This window comes from Limnobaculum zhutongyuii (genome assembly GCF_004295645.1).
Classification (GTDB): Bacteria; Pseudomonadota; Gammaproteobacteria; order Enterobacterales; family Enterobacteriaceae; genus Limnobaculum; species Limnobaculum zhutongyuii.
In genome coordinates this window covers 3,531,171-3,550,496 of record NZ_CP034752.1, presented here as the reverse complement: position 1 = coordinate 3,550,496, position 19,326 = coordinate 3,531,171, and the positions used below count along the sequence as shown (strand labels likewise).

General features: G+C 47.7%; 19 protein-coding genes, 1 pseudogene and 1 riboswitch. Of the genes and pseudogenes, 4 read left to right on the top strand and 16 right to left on the bottom strand.

Features of this window, described 5'->3' with window-relative positions:
* Nucleotides 1–2 precede the first annotated feature (2 nt).
* The 4 genes from EKN56_RS15810 to EKN56_RS15795 form a co-directional block, all read right to left on the bottom strand.
* The gene (locus tag EKN56_RS15810; RefSeq protein ID WP_130592670.1) at nucleotides 3–1,163 is read right to left on the bottom strand and encodes a NapC/NirT family cytochrome c; all 1,161 of its coding nucleotides are present in this window, start codon (nucleotides 1,161–1,163) and stop codon (nucleotides 3–5) included.
* Between the two features lie 297 nt (nucleotides 1,164–1,460).
* On the bottom strand, nucleotides 1,461–1,745 hold the full coding sequence (locus tag EKN56_RS15805; protein ID WP_130592669.1) for a heavy-metal-associated domain-containing protein: 285 nt from the start codon (nucleotides 1,743–1,745) through the stop codon (nucleotides 1,461–1,463).
* Nucleotides 1,742–2,104: a mercuric transporter MerT family protein gene (locus EKN56_RS15800; RefSeq protein WP_210405309.1), complete on the bottom strand. Its 363-nt coding sequence runs from the start codon at nucleotides 2,102–2,104 to the stop codon at nucleotides 1,742–1,744. Before EKN56_RS15800 ends, EKN56_RS15805 begins: the two co-directional genes overlap by 4 nt.
* The gene (locus EKN56_RS15795; RefSeq protein ID WP_130592668.1) at nucleotides 2,076–3,221 is read right to left on the bottom strand and encodes a transglutaminase-like domain-containing protein; all 1,146 of its coding nucleotides are present in this window, start codon (nucleotides 3,219–3,221) and stop codon (nucleotides 2,076–2,078) included. Before EKN56_RS15795 ends, EKN56_RS15800 begins: the two co-directional genes overlap by 29 nt.
* A gap of 239 nt (nucleotides 3,222–3,460) precedes the next feature.
* Here EKN56_RS15795 and EKN56_RS15790 point away from each other — a divergent pair, with 239 nt between their 5' ends.
* Nucleotides 3,461–4,120, top strand: coding sequence for a DUF4136 domain-containing protein (locus tag EKN56_RS15790; RefSeq protein ID WP_130592667.1), 660 nt, complete (start codon nucleotides 3,461–3,463; stop codon nucleotides 4,118–4,120).
* 57 nt (nucleotides 4,121–4,177) lie between these two features.
* On the opposite strand, the gene EKN56_RS15785 is transcribed toward EKN56_RS15790, so the two are convergent.
* From EKN56_RS15785 to EKN56_RS15775, 3 genes are read right to left on the bottom strand one after another with little or no spacing between them, the layout of a single operon-like run.
* Nucleotides 4,178–5,332, bottom strand: a complete 1,155-nt coding sequence (locus EKN56_RS15785) for an ABC transporter permease (RefSeq protein WP_130593738.1) — start codon at nucleotides 5,330–5,332, stop codon at nucleotides 4,178–4,180.
* A 2-nt stretch (nucleotides 5,333–5,334) separates the two neighbouring features.
* Nucleotides 5,335–6,483, bottom strand: a complete 1,149-nt coding sequence (locus tag EKN56_RS15780; RefSeq protein WP_130592666.1) for an ABC transporter permease — start codon at nucleotides 6,481–6,483, stop codon at nucleotides 5,335–5,337.
* Nucleotides 6,465–7,436, bottom strand: a complete 972-nt coding sequence (locus EKN56_RS15775) for an HlyD family secretion protein (protein WP_130592665.1) — start codon at nucleotides 7,434–7,436, stop codon at nucleotides 6,465–6,467. The genes EKN56_RS15780 and EKN56_RS15775 overlap by 19 nt, the downstream gene beginning before the upstream one ends.
* Nucleotides 7,437–7,986: 550 nt before the next feature.
* Here EKN56_RS15775 and EKN56_RS15770 point away from each other — a divergent pair.
* Nucleotides 7,987–8,880 carry a LysR family transcriptional regulator gene (locus EKN56_RS15770; protein WP_130593737.1) on the top strand — a complete coding sequence of 298 codons (894 nt, stop codon included), beginning with the start codon at nucleotides 7,987–7,989 and terminating at the stop codon, nucleotides 8,878–8,880.
* Nucleotides 8,881–8,919: 39 nt separating this feature from the next.
* Nucleotides 8,920–9,774 (top strand): DMT family transporter, encoded by an 855-nt coding sequence (locus tag EKN56_RS15765; RefSeq protein ID WP_130592664.1) that lies wholly within the window; start codon nucleotides 8,920–8,922, stop codon nucleotides 9,772–9,774.
* A gap of 57 nt (nucleotides 9,775–9,831) precedes the next feature.
* Here the strand turns inward: EKN56_RS15765 and EKN56_RS15760 are convergent, their stop codons facing one another.
* The 9 genes from EKN56_RS15760 to tkt form a co-directional block, all read right to left on the bottom strand.
* Nucleotides 9,832–10,689: a pirin family protein gene (locus EKN56_RS15760; protein WP_210405308.1), complete on the bottom strand. Its 858-nt coding sequence runs from the start codon at nucleotides 10,687–10,689 to the stop codon at nucleotides 9,832–9,834.
* Nucleotides 10,690–10,703: 14 nt separating this feature from the next.
* Nucleotides 10,704–11,693, bottom strand: coding sequence for a glutathione S-transferase family protein (locus tag EKN56_RS15755; protein WP_130592663.1), 990 nt, complete (start codon nucleotides 11,691–11,693; stop codon nucleotides 10,704–10,706).
* A gap of 140 nt (nucleotides 11,694–11,833) precedes the next feature.
* A complete protein-coding gene (locus EKN56_RS15750; protein WP_130592662.1) occupies nucleotides 11,834–12,229 on the bottom strand; it encodes a DoxX family protein in 396 nt (131 codons plus the stop codon).
* 299 nt (nucleotides 12,230–12,528) lie between these two features.
* Nucleotides 12,529–12,813: a YqjK-like family protein gene (locus tag EKN56_RS15745; protein ID WP_130592661.1), complete on the bottom strand. Its 285-nt coding sequence runs from the start codon at nucleotides 12,811–12,813 to the stop codon at nucleotides 12,529–12,531.
* On the bottom strand, nucleotides 12,810–13,205 hold the full coding sequence (locus tag EKN56_RS15740; RefSeq protein ID WP_130592660.1) for a phage holin family protein: 396 nt from the start codon (nucleotides 13,203–13,205) through the stop codon (nucleotides 12,810–12,812). The genes EKN56_RS15745 and EKN56_RS15740 overlap by 4 nt, the downstream gene beginning before the upstream one ends.
* A 2-nt stretch (nucleotides 13,206–13,207) precedes the next feature.
* Nucleotides 13,208–13,519 carry a DUF883 family protein gene (locus EKN56_RS15735; RefSeq protein ID WP_130592659.1) on the bottom strand — a complete coding sequence of 104 codons (312 nt, stop codon included), beginning with the start codon at nucleotides 13,517–13,519 and terminating at the stop codon, nucleotides 13,208–13,210.
* 222 nt (nucleotides 13,520–13,741) lie between these two features.
* Nucleotides 13,742–14,407: a DedA family protein gene (locus EKN56_RS15730; RefSeq protein ID WP_130592658.1), complete on the bottom strand. Its 666-nt coding sequence runs from the start codon at nucleotides 14,405–14,407 to the stop codon at nucleotides 13,742–13,744.
* A 420-nt stretch (nucleotides 14,408–14,827) separates the two neighbouring features.
* Nucleotides 14,828–15,214, bottom strand: coding sequence for a fluoride efflux transporter CrcB (gene crcB / locus EKN56_RS15725; RefSeq protein ID WP_130592657.1), 387 nt, complete (start codon nucleotides 15,212–15,214; stop codon nucleotides 14,828–14,830).
* Nucleotides 15,215–15,343: 129 nt separating this feature from the next.
* Nucleotides 15,344–15,426, bottom strand: a riboswitch (Fluoride riboswitch).
* Between the two features lie 427 nt (nucleotides 15,427–15,853).
* Nucleotides 15,854–17,848: a transketolase gene (gene tkt / locus EKN56_RS15720; protein ID WP_130593735.1), complete on the bottom strand. Its 1,995-nt coding sequence runs from the start codon at nucleotides 17,846–17,848 to the stop codon at nucleotides 15,854–15,856.
* A gap of 460 nt (nucleotides 17,849–18,308) precedes the next feature.
* Between tkt and EKN56_RS15715 the strand changes: the two are divergent.
* Nucleotides 18,309–19,193 (top strand): annotated as a pseudogene (locus EKN56_RS15715) (DMT family transporter).
* Nucleotides 19,194–19,326: the final 133 nt, after the last annotated feature.

Below are 19,326 nucleotides of genomic sequence, written 5' to 3'. Positions count from 1 at the left end.
CCTTAAGATTTAGCAGGTTGAGCGCTTTGCATATCGCTGGCGTGTTTCTGAACGTATTGAGTCAACAGGCGTAATTGCTCCTCAGTCAGAGAGGTTCTCGGTGCCATCCCTTTAACCACACCAATCCACTGGTTGGCGTTAAAGCGGTCAAGAGCGGTTAAACCGTGGCAGCCGGTACAGTTGGTGGACATCATGGTTGAAGCGTATTGCCAGATTTTTTCCTGATCGTCGATCAGCTGGTTTTTAGCGACCCATACCTGAATGGCCGCCTGATGCCATACCAAACCGGTTTCCGGATCGGTTACGGTGCTTTGTGTTTTCAGCGTGCCGCGGGCTTCATCACCCAGCAGTACGCTGAGGATGCGTTTACCTTCTGCGGCATACAGCACTTCGTTTACCCCATCCTGCTGCCAGCCGGTGACGTTAACCAGTACGCGATCCCCATCGCGCTTGACTACGGTCACTTCGGTGGAAGGCATCAGGTTACCGGCATTATGCTGTTCGCCAGGTTGTAAGTAGAAAGGTTGGGTACCAATGGTATAGAGCTTAGTGGCGCTTTCCGGCGTTTTTGCCGCAGCGTCAGACAGCTCGGACGCACCGGCAGCAGCAAGAGAACTCATATCCGGCAGGATATGGGCAACCCCTTTATGACAGCTGATACAGGTTTGTCCCTCTTTAATGGCGACCGGATGTTGTATCCGGGCTTCCGGCGTTTGAGCAACGATATCCATGGCATCAAAACTATGGCAGGAACGGCAGGTGGCAGAGTTGTTGGCTTCAAACTCTTTCCAGACCTTTTGGGCCATTTCCAGTTTATGGGCGTTGTATTTTTCTGGCGTATCGATCTTTCCGGTCATTTCACCGTAAACATCTTTTAAGGCTGCAACTTTGGTCAGTAGGTAATCGACCGGTTGATGAGGAACGTGGCAGTCAGAACATTCAGCCCGAATACCTTTGGTATTCTGAAAGTGTACGCTGCCCTGATATTCTGCCAGTGGCTGCTGCATGGTATGACAGGATACGCAGAATGCGGTATCGCTGGTTTTATGCATCACATATGCAGAGCCGCCCAATAAAACCGCACCCAGAATAATGCCTATGATTAATATCCATAGCACACTCCATTTGCGGCGCTTAGCCGATGGATCGTTTGTATTTTTCATTGCTCGCCTGCTTTTTGTTTATGTCTTAATAAAAGATGAATTATCCGGGTCTCACCACCTCGGAAATGACGGAAAGGGAAACGTAAAAGCTCTCCGATAAGCTAAAGTGTAGACCATAATTTTCGAAGGGAATTGGCATGACAGCCCCATTGTGTGGGGATGGAGAGAAAACAGGCAATTTGGGTATCAAACGAATAAAAAATCGTCGGATAAGCAAAGAAAAACAGAACGTAGCGGTATAAAAATAACAAAAAAGCCGCCATTCTGAGGAGAATAGCGGCGAATCATGAAAGCCGATCAGGACTGCTTAACCACCTTATTGATGCTGCCTTTGTAACCGGTTTTATCAACGGATTTCAGCAGTTCATCGGTATTAAACCCTTCCGGTACAATCACTTCGGCCTGCTGGGTTTTCAGCGAGGCTTTCGCTTTAATCACCCCGTCAGTTTTACGCAACGCCTGATTAACCGAAGAGACGCAAAGCGGGCAGGTCATGCCTTTTACATCAATGGTCACCTGAACATTCTCGGCCCAAATCAAAGGGGAAAACAGAAACAGGGCCAGAAACATTAAGCGTTTCATTCCAATACCTCCAGTAACCACGGTAAAACAAAGGGATAAAGCTGAAAAGCCAGTACGATAGGGACGGCAATCCAGTACAGACAAAGCATCTGAAAGCGACTGATGGAACCTCTGCAAAATGGTTTTCGTGAGAAGTAGAGTCGCCAGAATCCCATGATGATTAGCACGCTTGAAACGGCAATCATCGGGAACTGTAACCAGCCCAACTTTTCAATACCCGACAGTCCGGCAGCGGAAACGCCAAATACCAGATAAATGAGTGGTCCGATACAACACAGGCTTGAGGCCACGGCAGCCGCGATAGCCGCCGCCAGCGTGGCCAGAAAACCCTTAGCGTTGCTCTTTTGACTGGTAGTCATAAGCAAAGATTTTTGGCTCATAGTAGTTTAACGGATCGCCATCGACTTCCGCATATGGATAGCCGAAGTTATTAATCGGAGCCTGTTCTGCTTCCGGAGACAGATCGAAGTCGCGGCCGTAGTTAAAGCCGACCCAGTTCATCTCCCAGTTGCCAAACAAATAGTCGTTTACAGCCTGTACCGCAGGATCGCTGTGTTCTTTTTTCTCCGTCAGGCGCATTTTGGTGACGTCTGCCGGATCTGCCGGTAACCAGCCATATCCTGCCAGGTAGAACATCGCGCGACAGTGTTGACCACCGCTGATTTTAGCTATGCCGCTTTCATCAGCGCTGCCAAAAGCAGTTTTAGAATATTTATCCAGTTTGATGGATTTACCTAAGCGAATACCAAACATTTCGCGGGCGGGAATGCCAGCAGCGCGGGCCAGAGCAACGAATACGGAGTTGATGTCGGTACATTTACCGCCCAACTTACCGCTTTCCAGAATGGTTGCCACATCACCGGTACCGCAACCAATCACGCTGTTATCACGGAACATATTGGCGCTAACCCACAGATAGATCAGATGGGCCTTTTTCAGTGGATCGGTTTCAGAGCCGACGATTTTATCGGAAGTTTGCTTAACAATGCCGGTAGTTGGCATGTGCTTGGTGGACTTCAGATAGTGTTCAACATCCACCGGGTAACGAATATCTTTTGGTGCACGATAGGTTTTCAGATCGCCATTTTTCATCGGCTCCCAGTCGAGGGTTTCGATATCCATCTCGACGGCCATCTCCATTTTGCTTTTGGCATCAGGCCAGGTAGCAAACAGGGTTTTCGCGCCGTAGCTGTTATCTGCGGTGATCCAGGCGTCTTTATAGTTGCCTTTAAAGGTTATTTTACGCAATTGTTGAAAGTGGGTATCTTCCGGCACCGGGATCCAGACTTTTACTACCCCCTCAGACCCTTCCGGAGCAATCACATTATAGGTTTGAGTCATAGTAAAACGACGGCGACCTTCACTGGCGCACTGCTCTGTTGAGGGCGTTGCCGTGGTGGTAGTGGCCATCATCGGCGTAATCAGTCCCGCTGTTGATAAGATAGCTGCACTTTTAAGAAAATTGCGTCTTTCCATTATTCGATAACCTTAATATGTATGTGATGTGGCACCTGAAAGAGAAGTGCCGTCAGACCTGATGCGGTGTTGCATTATGAATTGTAGCAAATCAGTCTACAAGGTTTGTTCTGTAGCAAAGTATGAGAACATCTGGTTAATATTTCATCATCTATTTATAAAGACGATGATTCATTTCCCCATTTTGTTGTCATAATTAACAAAGACGTTTTAGTCATCTATCTGTCGGGAGCCTGTCTATGAACTGGAAAATGGTCTTTACCCTGTTATTGGTTGGCGTGCTTTCGGGCTGCGCTCATACGGAATACGTTCAGGTCAGTGCGATTAAAGCGAAAGATGCGACAACTCAGTATAAAAAGTTTGCCATTGTCTCCGACCGCTATCAGCCGGTTAATGATGACCTGAACTTTGCAGAGTATGCCCGTCAGGTAGCCGTGGTGTTGAATCAGCAAGGTTATGTGCAGGTGAAGAATCAGCAGGATGCGGAAGTGTTGATTTCCCTGAGCTATCGGGTCAGTGAACCGCAGGTTCATACTGAGATTGTGAACACGCCAGTCTACCCTCGGGTTGGGCCGTTCTACGGCTCACGATTTGGTTATTATCCTTATCCAATGTTGGGATATCCGGCTTATGAACCTATGGTTTATCAGTCGATTGTGTACAGGAAACTGATCCGTATACAGTCTATTGATGCTGGCATTTACCATAAAGATAAAACGGTAAAACCGCTGTGGGATGTGCTGATTGTCAGTAATAATGATAACGGCGACTTACGCTATATGTTCCCGTACATGCTGGTGGCAGCCCAACCTTATATTGGTCAGGATTCCCAACATAGCGTAACCGTATCGGTAGATGAGCAAGATCCGGCGGTACTTAATTTGAAAGCTATAAAGTAGATTAAACCTAATTTGAAGTGCTCCAGCGTTGGCTGAAGCACTTCACTCTAACCAGAATTACGATTTTTTGTGCGAACGATGTCTCATGTGGGTAATAAAGCGTCGCAGGTGACCATCTCTCAGCGCACCCACCAACCAGCCCAGCGTGGCGTAGCTGGCACCTAATACTAATAGCATCACGACGTCACCTCCCACTTCCGTAATGGAAAGCCCCATCTGATTCACACTGGCAATGGCATTGGTTGCCCAGGTCGATGGCAGAAGATGGGTAATAAACCACACCCATTTTGGCATCAACTGCAGCGGCCAGATAGTGCCGGAAATATAGAATACCGGCGTAGTGACCATGGCTAACGTCAGGTAAATCAGCTCAACGCTACGTAAGCATTCAGTGATCAGTTTGGCAAAGCCTAAGGTTGCCAGGATGAACGGGAAGGTAAGCAACAAAATTTCGGGTATGGTGGCGGTCTGCCGATAACCTAACAGCATCGGCCAGACCACAAAGAGTATTACCGATAGAAATAACCAGATAGGGATAAGCGCCGACAGGCAGCCCAGATAGACCGGTAATGGTGGTTTTCCCTGCGGCAGGGTATGCAACACAATGCTGGTGCGTGTACCGGCAATGAGCAGCGTGTGCTGTAACAGCATGACCATCAGGCCTGGGAAGGTGATAGCTGCAAAGCTGATACCGGGATTAAATAAATCGATACTCTGGGCATTGATCGGCGAGAGAATGCGCTGAATCTGAATCGGGCTAAACCCGTTGTTCATCAGGATCTCGCTGTTATAAGAGAGGGTCATGGAACGATAGGCGCTAATCACATCCTGCTCTATCTGGCCGTTAGCCAGCCGGTTAGTCGCATCACCATAGGCAGGAATCGTTACATTCTCTCCATGCAGGATGCGTTTTTCCATATTGTGTGGCAGCACGACCACGGCAAATAGCTTACGGGCTGCCAAATCTTGCTGAGCCTCGTCAACGTTGCTGTAACTGCGTACCGCAATTTTGGAGCTGGCATCCAGACTGCGGGTGACCATACGGCTGGCTGAACTGTGGTCCAGATCGACCACGGCTACCGGCAGATCCCAAACCGAATGGTTAACGTAGACCAGGCTCATAATGCACAGTGAAAAGAGCAACAGCATCCACATGGGTTTTTCCAGCATGCGGTTCATGATCATCATAAAACCGCGGAAATAGCCTTTCATCATTATCGAATATCCCCACCCTGCAGGCGCTTAGGTAAGCGTTTTCTTACCAAAAAAGCAGTGATTAGTGGATAAACCAGTAGCAATACACAGACATACACCAGTGATGATGCAGGAACCCCGCGTAAGAACACATCAAACAGAGCGTACAGAGCATGGGTCAGCGGTTCTATGTTGGCAATGATCTGAGCAATAAGCGGCATGGACAGTTCCGGCACTGCGGTACCGGAATAGGTCATGGCAATACCCACCAGTAAACCGATTAAGGTATAGGCAGTAATAATATCTTTGGTGAAAGTAAACAGCAGTAGGCCAATGCTTTGCGCCGCCATAATATAGAAAAACCCAATAGCCAGCATAAACAGTGGATTACCATTTATTCGGGCACCGGAATAGGTGACCAGTGCGGCAAGCTCAACCATCAATAATAGGGTGTAGATAATGGTGTAGGGTGCCAGCTTACCTATCAACGCCAGACTGAAAGGACGGGCATTAAGTAGTACTTTACGTCGGCTTAAAACATAGATAGTGCAGGTGACCACAAACAGCTGGAGAATATGGATGGTTGCGGCAAATAGCTGGTAGTAAATAAAGTTGCCGCTGGCGTTAAACAGGCTTTCATAAGAAAGACTAACCTGCGCCAGTGGCGGTAGCGGACGACCAATTGCCGTTGCAATAATTTGCGAATAGGTTTGATTTAACTCTGCGGTCAGACCGGGAAAGTCCTGAGTAGAATAAAGACCAGCACCATAATACAGGCCATTATAGTAAAGCGCCGGAGTGGGTTGGCGGGCAGCCAATACATCCGCTTCAAAATTATGAGGAATGTACAATAGCGCGTAAATCTTAGCCGAACGCAGGTCCAACAGCGCCTGTTGCAGGTCGTTATACTGGGTTATTTGCGCATGGGAGCCTGCATCCAGATCGCGAATGATTCTTCTGGACAGGGTACTATGATCGTTATCTACCGCAGCCACCGGTAGATCCAACATGGTTCCGGCGGAGAAGTTGGCGCTGATAACCGTAAACAGCAGCAGAGGAAAGATCCACGTTAACCAGTGGAGCACAATACTGCGGGAACCGGCCCTGGCTTCTACGTTAAATGAGCGGTTAAAGCAGCGCCAGCCAGCTTTTAATCTTCCCATTTCCATAATGCGCTCATCCCCGGACGCAGCCCTTCAATCGGTTTAACCGGATAGAGCCGCACTTCGAAAGTTTTTAGATCAAAATCGCCGGTCGCGCGGGTAGCCCGTTTGGTTGCGAAATCGCCCATTGGTGAAATAAAGCGCACTTCTGCTTCAATCTGCTGATTTTTTAACGCGGGTACCTGCAACATGATTTTATCGCCCTTACGTACATGAGCCAAAATGTCTTCACGCAGGTTATAGACGAAATAAGCATCCGGCAGGCGGATAATGGTTAACAGAGGGCTGGCAGCGTTGAGTAATTCCCCTTGTTCTGCGGGAATGGTACCAATTTCGCCGTCTACCGGCGCTTTAACCTGCAGGTCATCTTGCTGAACTTTTATTTGCGTCAGGTTTTCTTCTGCCTGATGTAGCGCGGCCACAAAGGCATCTTTCTGTTCACTACGATCGCCATGCTGCGCTTCATCTAACAGCGCACGGGCGGCATTGACTTGATGAAATGCGGTATCTCGGGCTTTGAGTGATGCGTCTAACATGGTGGCAGAGACATAACCCTTAGGCGCCATGCTCTGATTACGACGATAATCCTTTTCTGCATTTTGATAGACAGCTTCGGCCTGTGCCAGTGACGCCTTCAGATTACGGATACTCTCTTCCCGGGTACCGTGCATTGACTCTTCCAGTCGCGCTTTTGCCTGATCTCTGGCGGCTTCCAGCGATTTGACCTGAGCATCCAGTTCCGGACTGTCCAGCTTCATTAACAATTGACCGGCTTTCACGCCGTCACCGCGTTCAAAATAACGTTCGACCACGCGACCTTTGGCTTTAGAGGTAACTAATACCTCCGGAGCATCTACTTCCCCCTGCAGCAGAATATATTGGTTATGCGCACGGAATAATATTGCCAACGCAATAACAATAATTATAAACATCAGGGTAATAATCGATTGTTTCTTCATATCAAATATATCGTTGTCATCATCATTTATTTAAAAAACAGATTAACGCCGGGCATCACAAAAAATAGTCTGAAAAATCAGGCTAGTAAAAATGTCATCGGGTCATTGTGCTGCAAAGTGATGCATGAAGCATCGGTTTGATTCTGGCGCCTGTTCTCGGATGGAATTGGCATTGATATCGTCTCTGCGCGGACTATAAATTCTACCTTAATATGGGCTTCAGACATAATAATCCCTTAGCATAAAGTGCTAAACATCCCGCTCAAATTGCCAGATACAGCAACCTTATTGCAGGAGATATTGAAAAATATTAACCATAACGGCCAGCGCTATTTGTTTTCTGATATTTAATTATTAGCCATAAAAATAGCAAAGATGATAATTATTGGTAGACGTTAACGGCGGATAATTTATTTCGTTGATATTGATGTGAGGTATGGCATAAAAAACAGGCAGTAACATGGATTGCTACTGGACGATTATCCATTCGCGGGTTAGTCTGACACACAATATTGTTATCAACAATCCGGCCAATCATTCAGCGATTATTATGAATAAAGACAGGGCACTAACACTCGAAGCATTAAGAGTCATGGATGCAATTGAACGCCGTCGTAGCTTTGCTGCTGCTGCAGAAGAGCTTGGTCGGGTTCCTTCGGCATTAAGCTATACCATGCAAAAGCTGGAGGAAGAGCTGGATGTGGTGCTATTTGACCGCTCTGGTCATCGTACCAAGTTTACGCCTGTTGGCCGTTTATTGTTGGAGCGAGGGCGTATTCTGCTGGAAGCCGCAGACAAACTGACCTCAGACGCGGAAGCGTTATCCCGCGGTTGGGAAACCAATATCAATATTGTCACGGAAGTGTTAGTACCTGCCTGGAGCCTGTTTCCTCTGGTTAATCGTCTGGCTGAAAAATCGGATACTCAAATCGCCATTACTACCGAGGTTCTGGCCGGGGCCTGGGAGCGTCTGGAGCAGGGGAAAGCCGATATTGTGATCGGACCTTCTGACTACCTGCGTCAATCTTCCGAGATTAACTCGATTCGTCTGTATAGCCTCACCAGTTTGTATGTGGCCGTACCGGACCATCCTATCCATCAGGAACCCAACCCGCTGGATGAGAGCACTCGCCTGAGATATCGTGGTATTGCTATTGCCGATACCGCGAAAGAACGCCCAATTTTGACCGTAAAAGTGCTGGAGAAACAGCATCGTTTAACCGTCAGTTCGCTGGAGGATAAACATAAAGCTCTGCTGGCTGGATTAGGTATCGCCACTATGCCCGTTGATATGATTCAGGACGATCTGAAAAATGGCAAACTGAAAGTCATTGGCGACGATCCGGGAAGTGAAGTGGAGATCATTATGGCCTGGCGACGGGATCAAATAGGTAAAGCGAAAGCCTGGTTACTGCGTGAAATACCTAAATTGCTTTCAGCCTGATTTCAGCAAGCATCCATTCATTTTTTATTCGGTGGCATCATGACCCGTGGTAGTGCTTTGTGGCAAATGCATGCCGCTGCCGTTCTGTTTGGCATTTCCGGTATCTTTGGGAAGTTAATTATCAGCGGTGTTGCCGTACTGGTTTTTGGCCGGGCGGTTTTTGCCGTTCTTTCCCTCTCGTTATTACTGATTAAATCCCGCCGCCTGCCCTGGCAGGGGATGACTTCCCAACGTATTTTTAACCTGCTGGCGATGGGTTTATTGCTGGTGGCACATTGGGTAACGTTTTTTATCGGTATTAAAGTCGGCGGGGTTGCGGTTGCTACGCTGGGGTTTGCCTGTTTCCCTGCGTTTGTGGCATTGCTGGAAAGCGTACTGTATCGGGAACAACTGACTAAAACCGAATATACGCTGATTGGGCTGGTGTCTCTGGGATTGGTATTAGTTACCCCCAGCTTTGATTTTGCCAATAATGCCACTGAAGGGCTTATTTGGGGAATTTTGTCCGGATTTACCTATGCATTACTCACCATTGGTAACCGTAGCGTGGCGGCTAAAATGTCAGGAGTACAGGTTAACTGGTGGGAGAATCTGTCGGTGATGTTGTGCTTACTGCCTTTTGCTTTTGCGGATATTCCACAGGTACCCTGGCTGGATTGGGTATGGATTGCCTGCCTTGGCCTGTTATGTACCGGGCTTTCTTATAGTTTTTTTATTAATGCGTTGAAAGTGATTAACGCCCGAACCGCCGCGATGATTATTGCACTGGAGCCCGTCTATGCCATTTTGGTGGCATGGGTTCTGTTTCATGAACAACCGGGACTGAGGATGGTGGCTGGTGGTGAACTGATTATTTTTGCCGTGGCCTGGTCTACCCGACAGAAGTCAGGCTAAATAAAAGGGTGAAAGTTTACAGTTCACTTTCACCCTACAAGCCCTGATGTAAGAAGACTATGCGGTAAATTTTCCGCTGTTATAGTCATTGATTGCCTGTTTAATTTCATCAACAGTGTTCATCACAAAAGGACCATACTGTACCACCGGCTCATTCAGCGGTTTACCCGCCAACAGCATGGCTCGTCCGCCCAGAATATCGGCTTTTAAGTGCAACATATCGCCATCGGTAAGAATAGCCGTTTGGTCAAATTGCAGCGCTTCATTTCCCACCTGAATCTCACCTTCAAACAGATAGAGCAAGGCGTTGAGTCCGGCTGGAACCGGAATATGTACCTCACCATTAGGTTGCAGATGAATATCGGCAATCAGCGGTTGAGTGGCATGGGCCTGTACCGGGCTGGTGTAGCTATCTCCATCCAGCGTCAGTGAGCCAGCAATCAGAATGATTTGCCCTTCTTCCAACAGCGATATATTGGGCAGTTGCTCAGCATCGAAGTTTTGATAACTGGGATCTTTCATCTTGTCGACCCCGGGCAGGTTAAGCCAAATCTGGAAGCCGCGCATTTCGCCATCTACCTGCTGTGGCATTTCAGAGTGAATGATTCCCCGACCAGCGGTCATCCACTGAATGCCACCGGTTTTCAGTTCACCACGATGACCAACATGGTCTTCGTGTAGCATGTTGCCTTCCAGCATATAGGTAATGGTTTCAAAACCGCGGTGTGGATGGTCCGGGAAACCGGCAATATAGTCTTGCGGATCGTCGGAAAAGAACACATCCATCATCAGATAGGGATCCATTCTCTGGCTATCACTCTGGCCTAAAGCGCGTTTAAGGCTAACCCCTGCACCGTCCTGAGTTGCCATTGCCGGAAATACCTGACGAATAGCTCGATATTGTTGATTACTCATTATGTTCTCCTTACTTATTCACCAAAACGCCGATCGCGATGGTGTGGAGCATTGAGATCCTGTTTTGGTCCGACAGAGATAATCCCGGTCGGGTTAATGGTTTTATGGCTACGATAATAGTGGTTACGAATATGCGGGAAATTAACCGTCTCATGAATGCCAGGGAGCTGATAGATGTCCCGCAAGAAGCCATATAAATTCGGATAATCACTGATCCTTTGATAGTCACACTTAAAGTGGGTGACATACACCGGATCGAAGCGAACTAAGGTGGTCCACAGCCGCAGGTCGGCCTCGGTTAGCTGGCTGCCTGTCAGATAGCGTTGCGTGCTGAGGATCTCTTCCAGCTTGTCCAGCGCATTGAAAACATTTGCTACTTCTTCGCTGTAGGCATCCTGTTGGGTAGCAAAACCAGCTTTATAAACACCATTGTTAACATTTGGGTAGATCCAATCGTTTAACCGGTCGATCTCTTCACGCAGTGGCTCCGGATAATAATCTGCCGGAGTTGCTCCCAGATCATCGAATGCGCTGTTAAACATACGAATAATCTCTGAAGATTCATTGCTGACAATGGTGTTCTTTTGCGTATCCCACAGTACGGGTACCGTTACCCGACACGTGTAATCAGGAATAGCTTTCAGATAGAGCTGATACAGATAATCCAGCCCAAAAAGCTGATCGCCGGTAGCGGCTTCAAAGTCGGTGGCAAAGGTCCAACCGTGCTCCAGCATCAAAGGATGTACCACTGAAACTGAAATCATTTTTTCCAGTCCTTTTAGCTTACGCATTAGTAAAGTGCGATGAGCCCAAGGGCAGGCGAGGGAAACATACAGATGATAACGCCCTGCTTCGGCCTTAAAGCCGCCTTCTCCGCTTGGGCCGGGTTGACCATCGGCAGTGACCCAGTGACGAAACTGAGGTGCGGTTCGTTTGAAATGACCGTTACTTGATTTAGTGTCGTACCAAACATCCTGCCAGATTCCATTAACTAACTGTCCCATTTTTACCTCCGCAGATAAGTTGGTTATAACAGGTATAGCTCAATTTTGAGTGAAAGGCTTTTCCTATATGTTTAACTATATGAAAAGATAGAAAATGAAAAGCTGCGCCTTGAGAGCGCAGCTTTTCAGTTATCAGTGAATTACCATTTTTTGTTTAACAGTCTATCAATACTGAAAGCACCAGGGCCGCTCACTGCCAGTAAGATATAACCGCCAGCAATGGTCAGGTTTTTCATAAACATTAACTGGTTAACGCCTTCAGCAAAGTTGCTGTGGAAAATAAACGCGGTTAACAGTGTGAACAGTGCAGTGAAAATTGCAGTGGTACGAGTCAGTAAACCAAATAACACCGCCAGACCACCACCCAGTTCCAGTAAAATTGTCAGCGGCAACAGGAAGCCAGGAACGCCCATGGCTTGCATATATTGCTGTGTTCCGGCGTAAGCATCACCTAACTTACCGTAACCAGCCACAATAAACAGAATTGGCATTAAAATACGGGCGATTAGTAATGCTACGTTATTTAAATTTTTCATTTCTACTCTAACTCCTGAACACAATTTGATAATGGTTTGCTTGCCCGTGATAGTTACGTACAAACATTGTTTTGTTTCGATGTGCTTATCCTAGTTCAGGTGATGGAAACTTGTTAGCGAGAAGAATTGCATAATTAATTCAAAAAATCTGAATGACTACATATGCTTAATGGTTATGATATATAACGAAATTATATATGTAATGAAACGTGCGTATTAGTTTCTCGAGCAGAAGCTCAGAATTATTGTTGAATTAATCAGCAGTATGAGACAGGCGGGATAATCCGGGTAGAAAAAGGTTATTTCGAGTTTAGACTATTTTTGACGAAATTCACGGTACTCCAGATGCCGAGAGCACGGCGGCCCCAAAGTATGAGTTTACGAGGATGGCGTAAACCATATACGGCAGCGATACCAAGACCGGTAGCAGTAATGATAGGGTAGTGCGTCAGCGTCAGCCAGCCCCGGTCAAAAGACTGCGTTTGTTCCAGCCAGTCTTGACGACCTTGAGCTAATTCTGAGCGCTGCCGGGCGATTTTTTTCAGCAGCAGGTTTTTTTTGAGTTGCCGTTGCTGCTTATTCACTTGTCATCCTCAAGCAGGATGTGATCCAGTTTCAGTTGATTGCGGGTTTCTTTCAGGAAGGTAGAGCGCTTAGCCCTGACCATAGCCCAAACCCCAGTGATAACAGCCAGCAGAAACAGAATTCCGGTAATCAGGGACAGTGCGAGCACGCGATAGGCGGGATCGATCGCCAGACAGATCAGAATGAACAGACCCATCAGGCAGAAACCGGAAAAAACCAGCGTCAGACCAACCAACATCAATAATTGAAGCAGATTGGCCTTCTCTTCTTCCAGCTCTACAGCAATCAGTTCCAGACGGGTTTGCACCATTCGATGCAGTAAGGTAAAGATTCGCTGGATAGTGGCCAGGGCACCCTTGCCGGGGCCCTGAGCAGAGGTGCTATTTGACATAATTAGCGACGAGTTAACAGTACGCCAAGCACCAGACCAACTGCAGCACCGATGCCTACGCCAGCCCATGGTTTTTCATGCACATAGGTGTCAGCTTTATCGGCAATCTCTTTAGTTTGGTCAACAATTTTGCCTTTGGTTTCGGTCAGGCGGGTACGGGTATCTTTTAACAGCCCTTCAGCTTTGGCGCGCATTTTGTCCAGTTCAGCTTTAGGTTTATCGCCAGAGGAGTGTAGGATCTCTTCCAACGTATTTGCCAGTGTTTCGAGCTCTTCACGAAGTTGTTCTGAAGTACTTTCTTTTTGCTGTGCCATTGGATCTACTCCTTAAAATATGAGCGAAATGTAATATTAACCATAGACCATTATTCAATGTTATTAAAGGAGAAATTGTGCTGTTTTGTCAGGAAATGCAAGGGAATTAGTCAGGGGGAAAGGTGAATATTCACCCGAGAATCAACAAAATAAAAGCCGAAATGGCGAGTCATTTCGGCTTTTATTTTAACTACCCGGAAAAGATTGGGTGATTAAAGGCGCTTATTTGGCGTTATGAGCGCGTTTTTTACGCCAGATAACGATAATTGAACCAATCAGACCCGCAACCAACAGTATGATTGGCAATAACACCAGACCTTTCATTAATTCGTTTTCATAACGGTCGAAAATTTTGGTGCTGCCCAGCGCATAACCCAGGCTGGTCAGAATAGCCACCCACAGGAAACCGCTCATCCAGCTGAAGAACTGAAAACGCTTGCTGTCCAGGCCAGAAACACCTGCCAGAGTAGGTAACAGAGTACGGACAAAAGCCAGAAAACGACCGATAAATAGTGCCGCTAAACCGTGACGATGGAACAGATTATGGGCACGTTGATGATAATGAGGAGGAATATGGGAAAGCCAGTTTTGCACCAACGACGTATTCCCTAACCATCGCCCCTGCAGGAAACCAATCCAACTGCCGATACTGGCACCCGCGGTAAGGATCACGATTGCCAGCGGATAATTAATTGCGCCTTTAGCGACTAAAACACCCACTAACAGCAACAGGCTATCACCCGGTAAAAATGCCGCGGGAAGAACGCCATTCTCCAGCAAGAGAATAGTGAAAAGTATGCCGTATAGCGTCCAGGTAAGGGACGGATTAGACAGCATTGCTATATCGTGGTGCCAGAGCGCTTGCCAGAGCGTGTGTATTACATCCATTTCGTATTCCTAAACATCGGTGTAACCGGAATATATCCCCGGGGATTAAATGGTTTGCTAGAGATCTCTGTTGCTAAAGTAAGGCTGGTATCTGGCGTGTGCCCTGAACATCTTCAGACTTCTTTTGACGCTAAGTAATCTACAGCTAAATTGGTGAAGCCTTTGGAATGTTCAGGCTTCTGATATCAGTTTAGTCAACATGTGTTGGTCTATTTGCTGCCTTCGCTGATTTTTCTCTGTTATCCATAAACAGGGAGGAAACAATGTTGTCACTCTAACAAAGTTCACTATGTCGAAACAGCAAAAAATCAGGATTTCCGCCATTTCTGAGGATTCTTTTAACATCTTTACAGAAAAACAGAGCGGAGATTATCACGCTCTGAAAGTACGATTATTGACGAAGACCAAAAAGCGGCTAATTCACTGTGCCTTTATCAATAATTGATAACCAATAGCGACCGCGAACAGGCATAACAACACATTAGCGATAATATTTAGCGCGGCTTTTAGCCACTCTCCCTGAGTAAAGAGCACCAAAGTATCAAATGAAAAGGTAGAGAAGGTGGTTAATGCACCTAAAAAGCCGACACCAATCAAAGGGCGCCAGTGGGGAGAAATTAATGTGCCGTGGGTCAGGGCGGACATTAAAGCACCCATGATGAAAGAACCACCTACGTTTACAGCAAGAGTGGCGTAGGGAAAGCTATTGCCAAACCATTGAATAAACCAGTTAGTAATCTGAAAGCGACTGACTGCCCCCACGGCTCCTCCGAACGCAACGATCAATAACGTTATGCCATAGCTCATTTTCTTCTCCTGCTATGCATGCCAATAGCCGCATAGGTTTAGTTTAATTGATTGGATTTGAATGGCTCTCGGAGGTACTGAGCGGGTAACAAAAACACCTGACGCACACAGACCTCCATAATGGAGTCATCTTTGTCAGGTGTCATCAGCCCTTAATATCAGGCGGTTTATAACCGGAAGGTTAATGGTGGAACGCCATCACCGATTGTTAGTATAGCGTGAAATGGAATGGGTACAATGTGATTGATTGTACTTATTTAACTTAAAAGTGGTTGAACCTGAGCTGGTTTCGTCCACTAACAGTACGGTGTTCAAATTACCTGTGGTGCATGTGGCCGAGCAGGGGGCGTTAAAAGGCGAACGCCCCCTGCACCCCCGCGCCTTCGCACCCGAATCCAGGTCGCCTGATGGCGACTTCCCTCCGCCTTCGTTCGGGTTTACGCACTGGCACTGATTCGGTTTATTCGCCTCATCCATGAGGCTCACCCCTACGGGGCCAGCACGTTGTGCTGTTCAAAATTGCTCCTGCAATTTTGAACAGCGAAGCAGTGCCTCGCCAAACATCCATGTTTGGCGTGCTACCCTCTCTCAGTTGTCGGCTGAATTCCAGTGCTCTATAAAAAGGTCAAGGGACACTTCTTATTTCAATAACTCACGGGCGTTCGCCACTACGTTATCAACCGTAAAGCCAAACTCGGCAAACAGTTGTTCTGCCGGGGCAGATTCACCGAAGCTGCGCATACCTACAATACGACCGTTCAGACCGGTGTATTTGAACCAGAAGTCCGCAATACCCGCTTCCACGGCCACGCGTGCACTCACACCGGATGGCAGTACGGATTCACGGTAAGCCGCATCCTGACGGTCAAACACTTCGGTACAAGGCATCGATACCACGCGAACTTTACGGCCTTCCGCACTCAGTTTATCTGCCGCATCCACCGCCAGGCTCACTTCTGAACCAGTGGCAATCAGAATTAACTCCGGTGTACCGGTGCAGTCTTTCAGCACATAACCACCACGGGCCACGTTAGCCAGTTGCTCTGCGCTACGCGGCTGTTGGGTCAGGTTCTGGCGGGAGAAAATCAGCGCACTCGGACCATCCAGACGCTCAATCGCTGCTTTCCACGCTATCGCGGATTCAACCTGGTCACACGGACGCCAGGTACTCATGTTTGGCGTCAGACGCAGGCTGGCCATCTGCTCTACCGGCTGGTGAGTCGGACCGTCTTCACCCAGACCAATCGAGTCATGGGTATACACAAATACGCTGCGAATTTTCATCAATGCAGCCATACGTACCGCGTTACGGGCATATTCCATAAACATCAGGAAGGTGGCACCATAAGGCACAAAACCACCGTGCAGGGCGATACCGTTCATCATCGCCGACATACCAAACTCGCGCACACCGTAATGAATGTAGTTACCCGCCAGGTCATCCACAATGGATTTCGAACCGGACCACATGGTCAGGTTGCTTGGGGCCAGGTCAGCAGAGCCCCCCAGGAACTCCGGCAGCACTTTACCAAAGGCTTCCAGTGCGTTTTGTGATGCCTTACGGCTGGCAATATTGGCCGGATTAGCCTGTAAATTCTCGATAAACTTCTGAGATTCTGCCTGCCACTGCGCCGGTAACTCACCGCTGACACGACGGCTAAACTCTGCCGCCAGTTCAGGATGCGCAGCACGGTAGGCAGCAAACTGCTTGTCCCACTCGGCTTCAGCCGACTGACCGGCAGATTTGGCATCCCACGCGCTGTAGATTTCCTGAGGAATAACAAACGGCTCATATTTCCAGCCCAGCGCTTCACGGGTGGCGGCCACTTCTGCATCACCTAATGGTGCACCGTGGCTGTCGTGCGTACCCGCTTTATTAGGTGAACCAAAACCGATAATGGTTTTACACATCAGCAGTGAAGGCTTACCGGTCTCTTTCTGTGCCTGCTCTACTGCCTTGCGAATGGCGTCGGCATCATGACCATCAATACCGCGAATAACGTGCCAGCCATAGGCTTCAAAACGCATGGCGGTGTCATCGGTGAACCAGCCTTCAACGTGACCGTCAATGGAGATACCGTTGTCATCATAAAAAGCAATCAGTTTGCCCAGTTTCAGGGTACCGGCCAGTGAACAGGCTTCGTGAGAAACCCCTTCCATCATGCAGCCGTCACCCATAAAGGTGTAAGTGTAGTGGTCAACGATATCGTGACCCGGGCGGTTAAACTGGGCCGCCAGCGTACGCTCGGCAATCGCCATCCCCACGGCGTTACAGATACCCTGACCCAGTGGACCGGTGGTGGTTTCCACGCCCGGCGCATAACCATATTCCGGGTGACCCGGGGTGCGGGAATGCAGCTGACGGAATTGTTTTAAATCATCGATAGTCAGGTCATAACCGCTCAGGTGCAGCAGGCTGTAAATCAGCATGGAGCCATGGCCGTTAGACAGCACGAAACGGTCGCGGTTAGCCCACTGAGGATTGGTTGGATTATGTTTGAGGAAACCGCGCCACAGAACTTCCGCGATATCGGCCATGCCCATCGGGGCTCCGGGATGGCCAGATTTGGCCTTTTGAACAGCGTCCATACTGAGGGCGCGAATAGCGTTAGCGAGTTCTTTATGAGAGGGCATCATTAGCTCCATTGGGTGAAAGATATCCAGAACATAATAATTCTGCTTCTGTATCCAGATTGATAGTTATAACAGATTAATCTGAGCTCTGAGAAGCAAAAAATTTATCATGTCAGTTGAAAATCGTCGGTTAAAAATTGGCTTATTAATGAGAATGGACTCCATCTTCACAGCATAAGAGGGATGGCAGTATCAACATAGTGTCAGGCATGCTGCATTTAGTGTGTTTAATCGCTGAAATAGCGAGATTTTAAAGGAAGGTTTTTTGTTCGGTTTCTCCGCTTGCCTTCCCCCGGCTTTAGCCGATAATACACCGGCCTTGATCCTATGATTGCTTAACTGTTCATCGCTGACTTATCGTCTACATCCACAGGGCAATGATAAAAAAGTGAATCAAGGTACTATTTTCCGGTTCTGTCATTATTGAACCGATGTTGTGATCTATCTCTGTGGTGTAACCATCTTGAAACTCAATCTTTCTGCCGTTATCGCTTTAGTCTGTATTACTTGTATCTGGAGTTACAGCTGGATAGTGATGAAAACCCTGCTGGTTTATATTGGCCCATTTGATTTTGCCGCAATACGCTGTACATTGGGGGCAGTGCTGCTATTACTGGTGCTTAAACTACGAAATCGTGGAATGAAGCCGCCACCGCTGGGTACCACATTTATCATTGGTGTATTGCAGACGGTTGGGATGGTTGGTTTTTCCCAGTGGGCGCTGATCACTGGCGGAGCAGGGAAAGTTGCGATTCTGGCGTATACCATGCCGTTTTGGGTGATTTTACTGGCGGCGCTGTTTTTAAATGAACGTCTGGGGAAATTACAGTATTGGGCCACGGCAATCGCCGTTTGCGGCATGATTCTGATTTTGCAGCCGTGGAATAATAACGGTTCGATGCTGGCTTCTGTGCTGGCGCTGTTATCAGGTTTCTGTTGGGGAGCCAGTGTGATTATTGCCAAGCGCTTGTATCTTCGTACGCCAACAGACCTGTTATCGCTGACCACCTAGCAGATGGTGATGGGGGCCATTGTATTAGTGGTTATTGCTTTGTTTGTTCCTTCAAAACCGATTGTCTGGCATCCTTATCTGTGGGGTGGATTACTGTATAACGCCGTTCTGGCAACGGCGGTTGCCTGGGTGCTGTGGATGTTTATCCTGAAACATTTACCTGCTTCCGTGGCAGGATTAGGCACATTGGCCGTTCCGGTTTGTAGTGCGCTCCTGTCATGGTGGTTACTGGGAGAACGCCCTAATGGCCCTGAAGCGGCAGGTATTCTTTGTGTGATAATGGCGCTGGTATTAGTGAGTTTACCCAAACGCAGAGCACAGAAAACCCTCTGAACCTTTAAGTTCTAAGAAAAACTGACGATGACTCTTTATCGTCAGTTAAAGATCCTGTCTTATGCTTTAAATGATAATGGTAATCATTTATTATTGGTGATATTGATTGAAATAGTCATTCCCAATCTTAAGG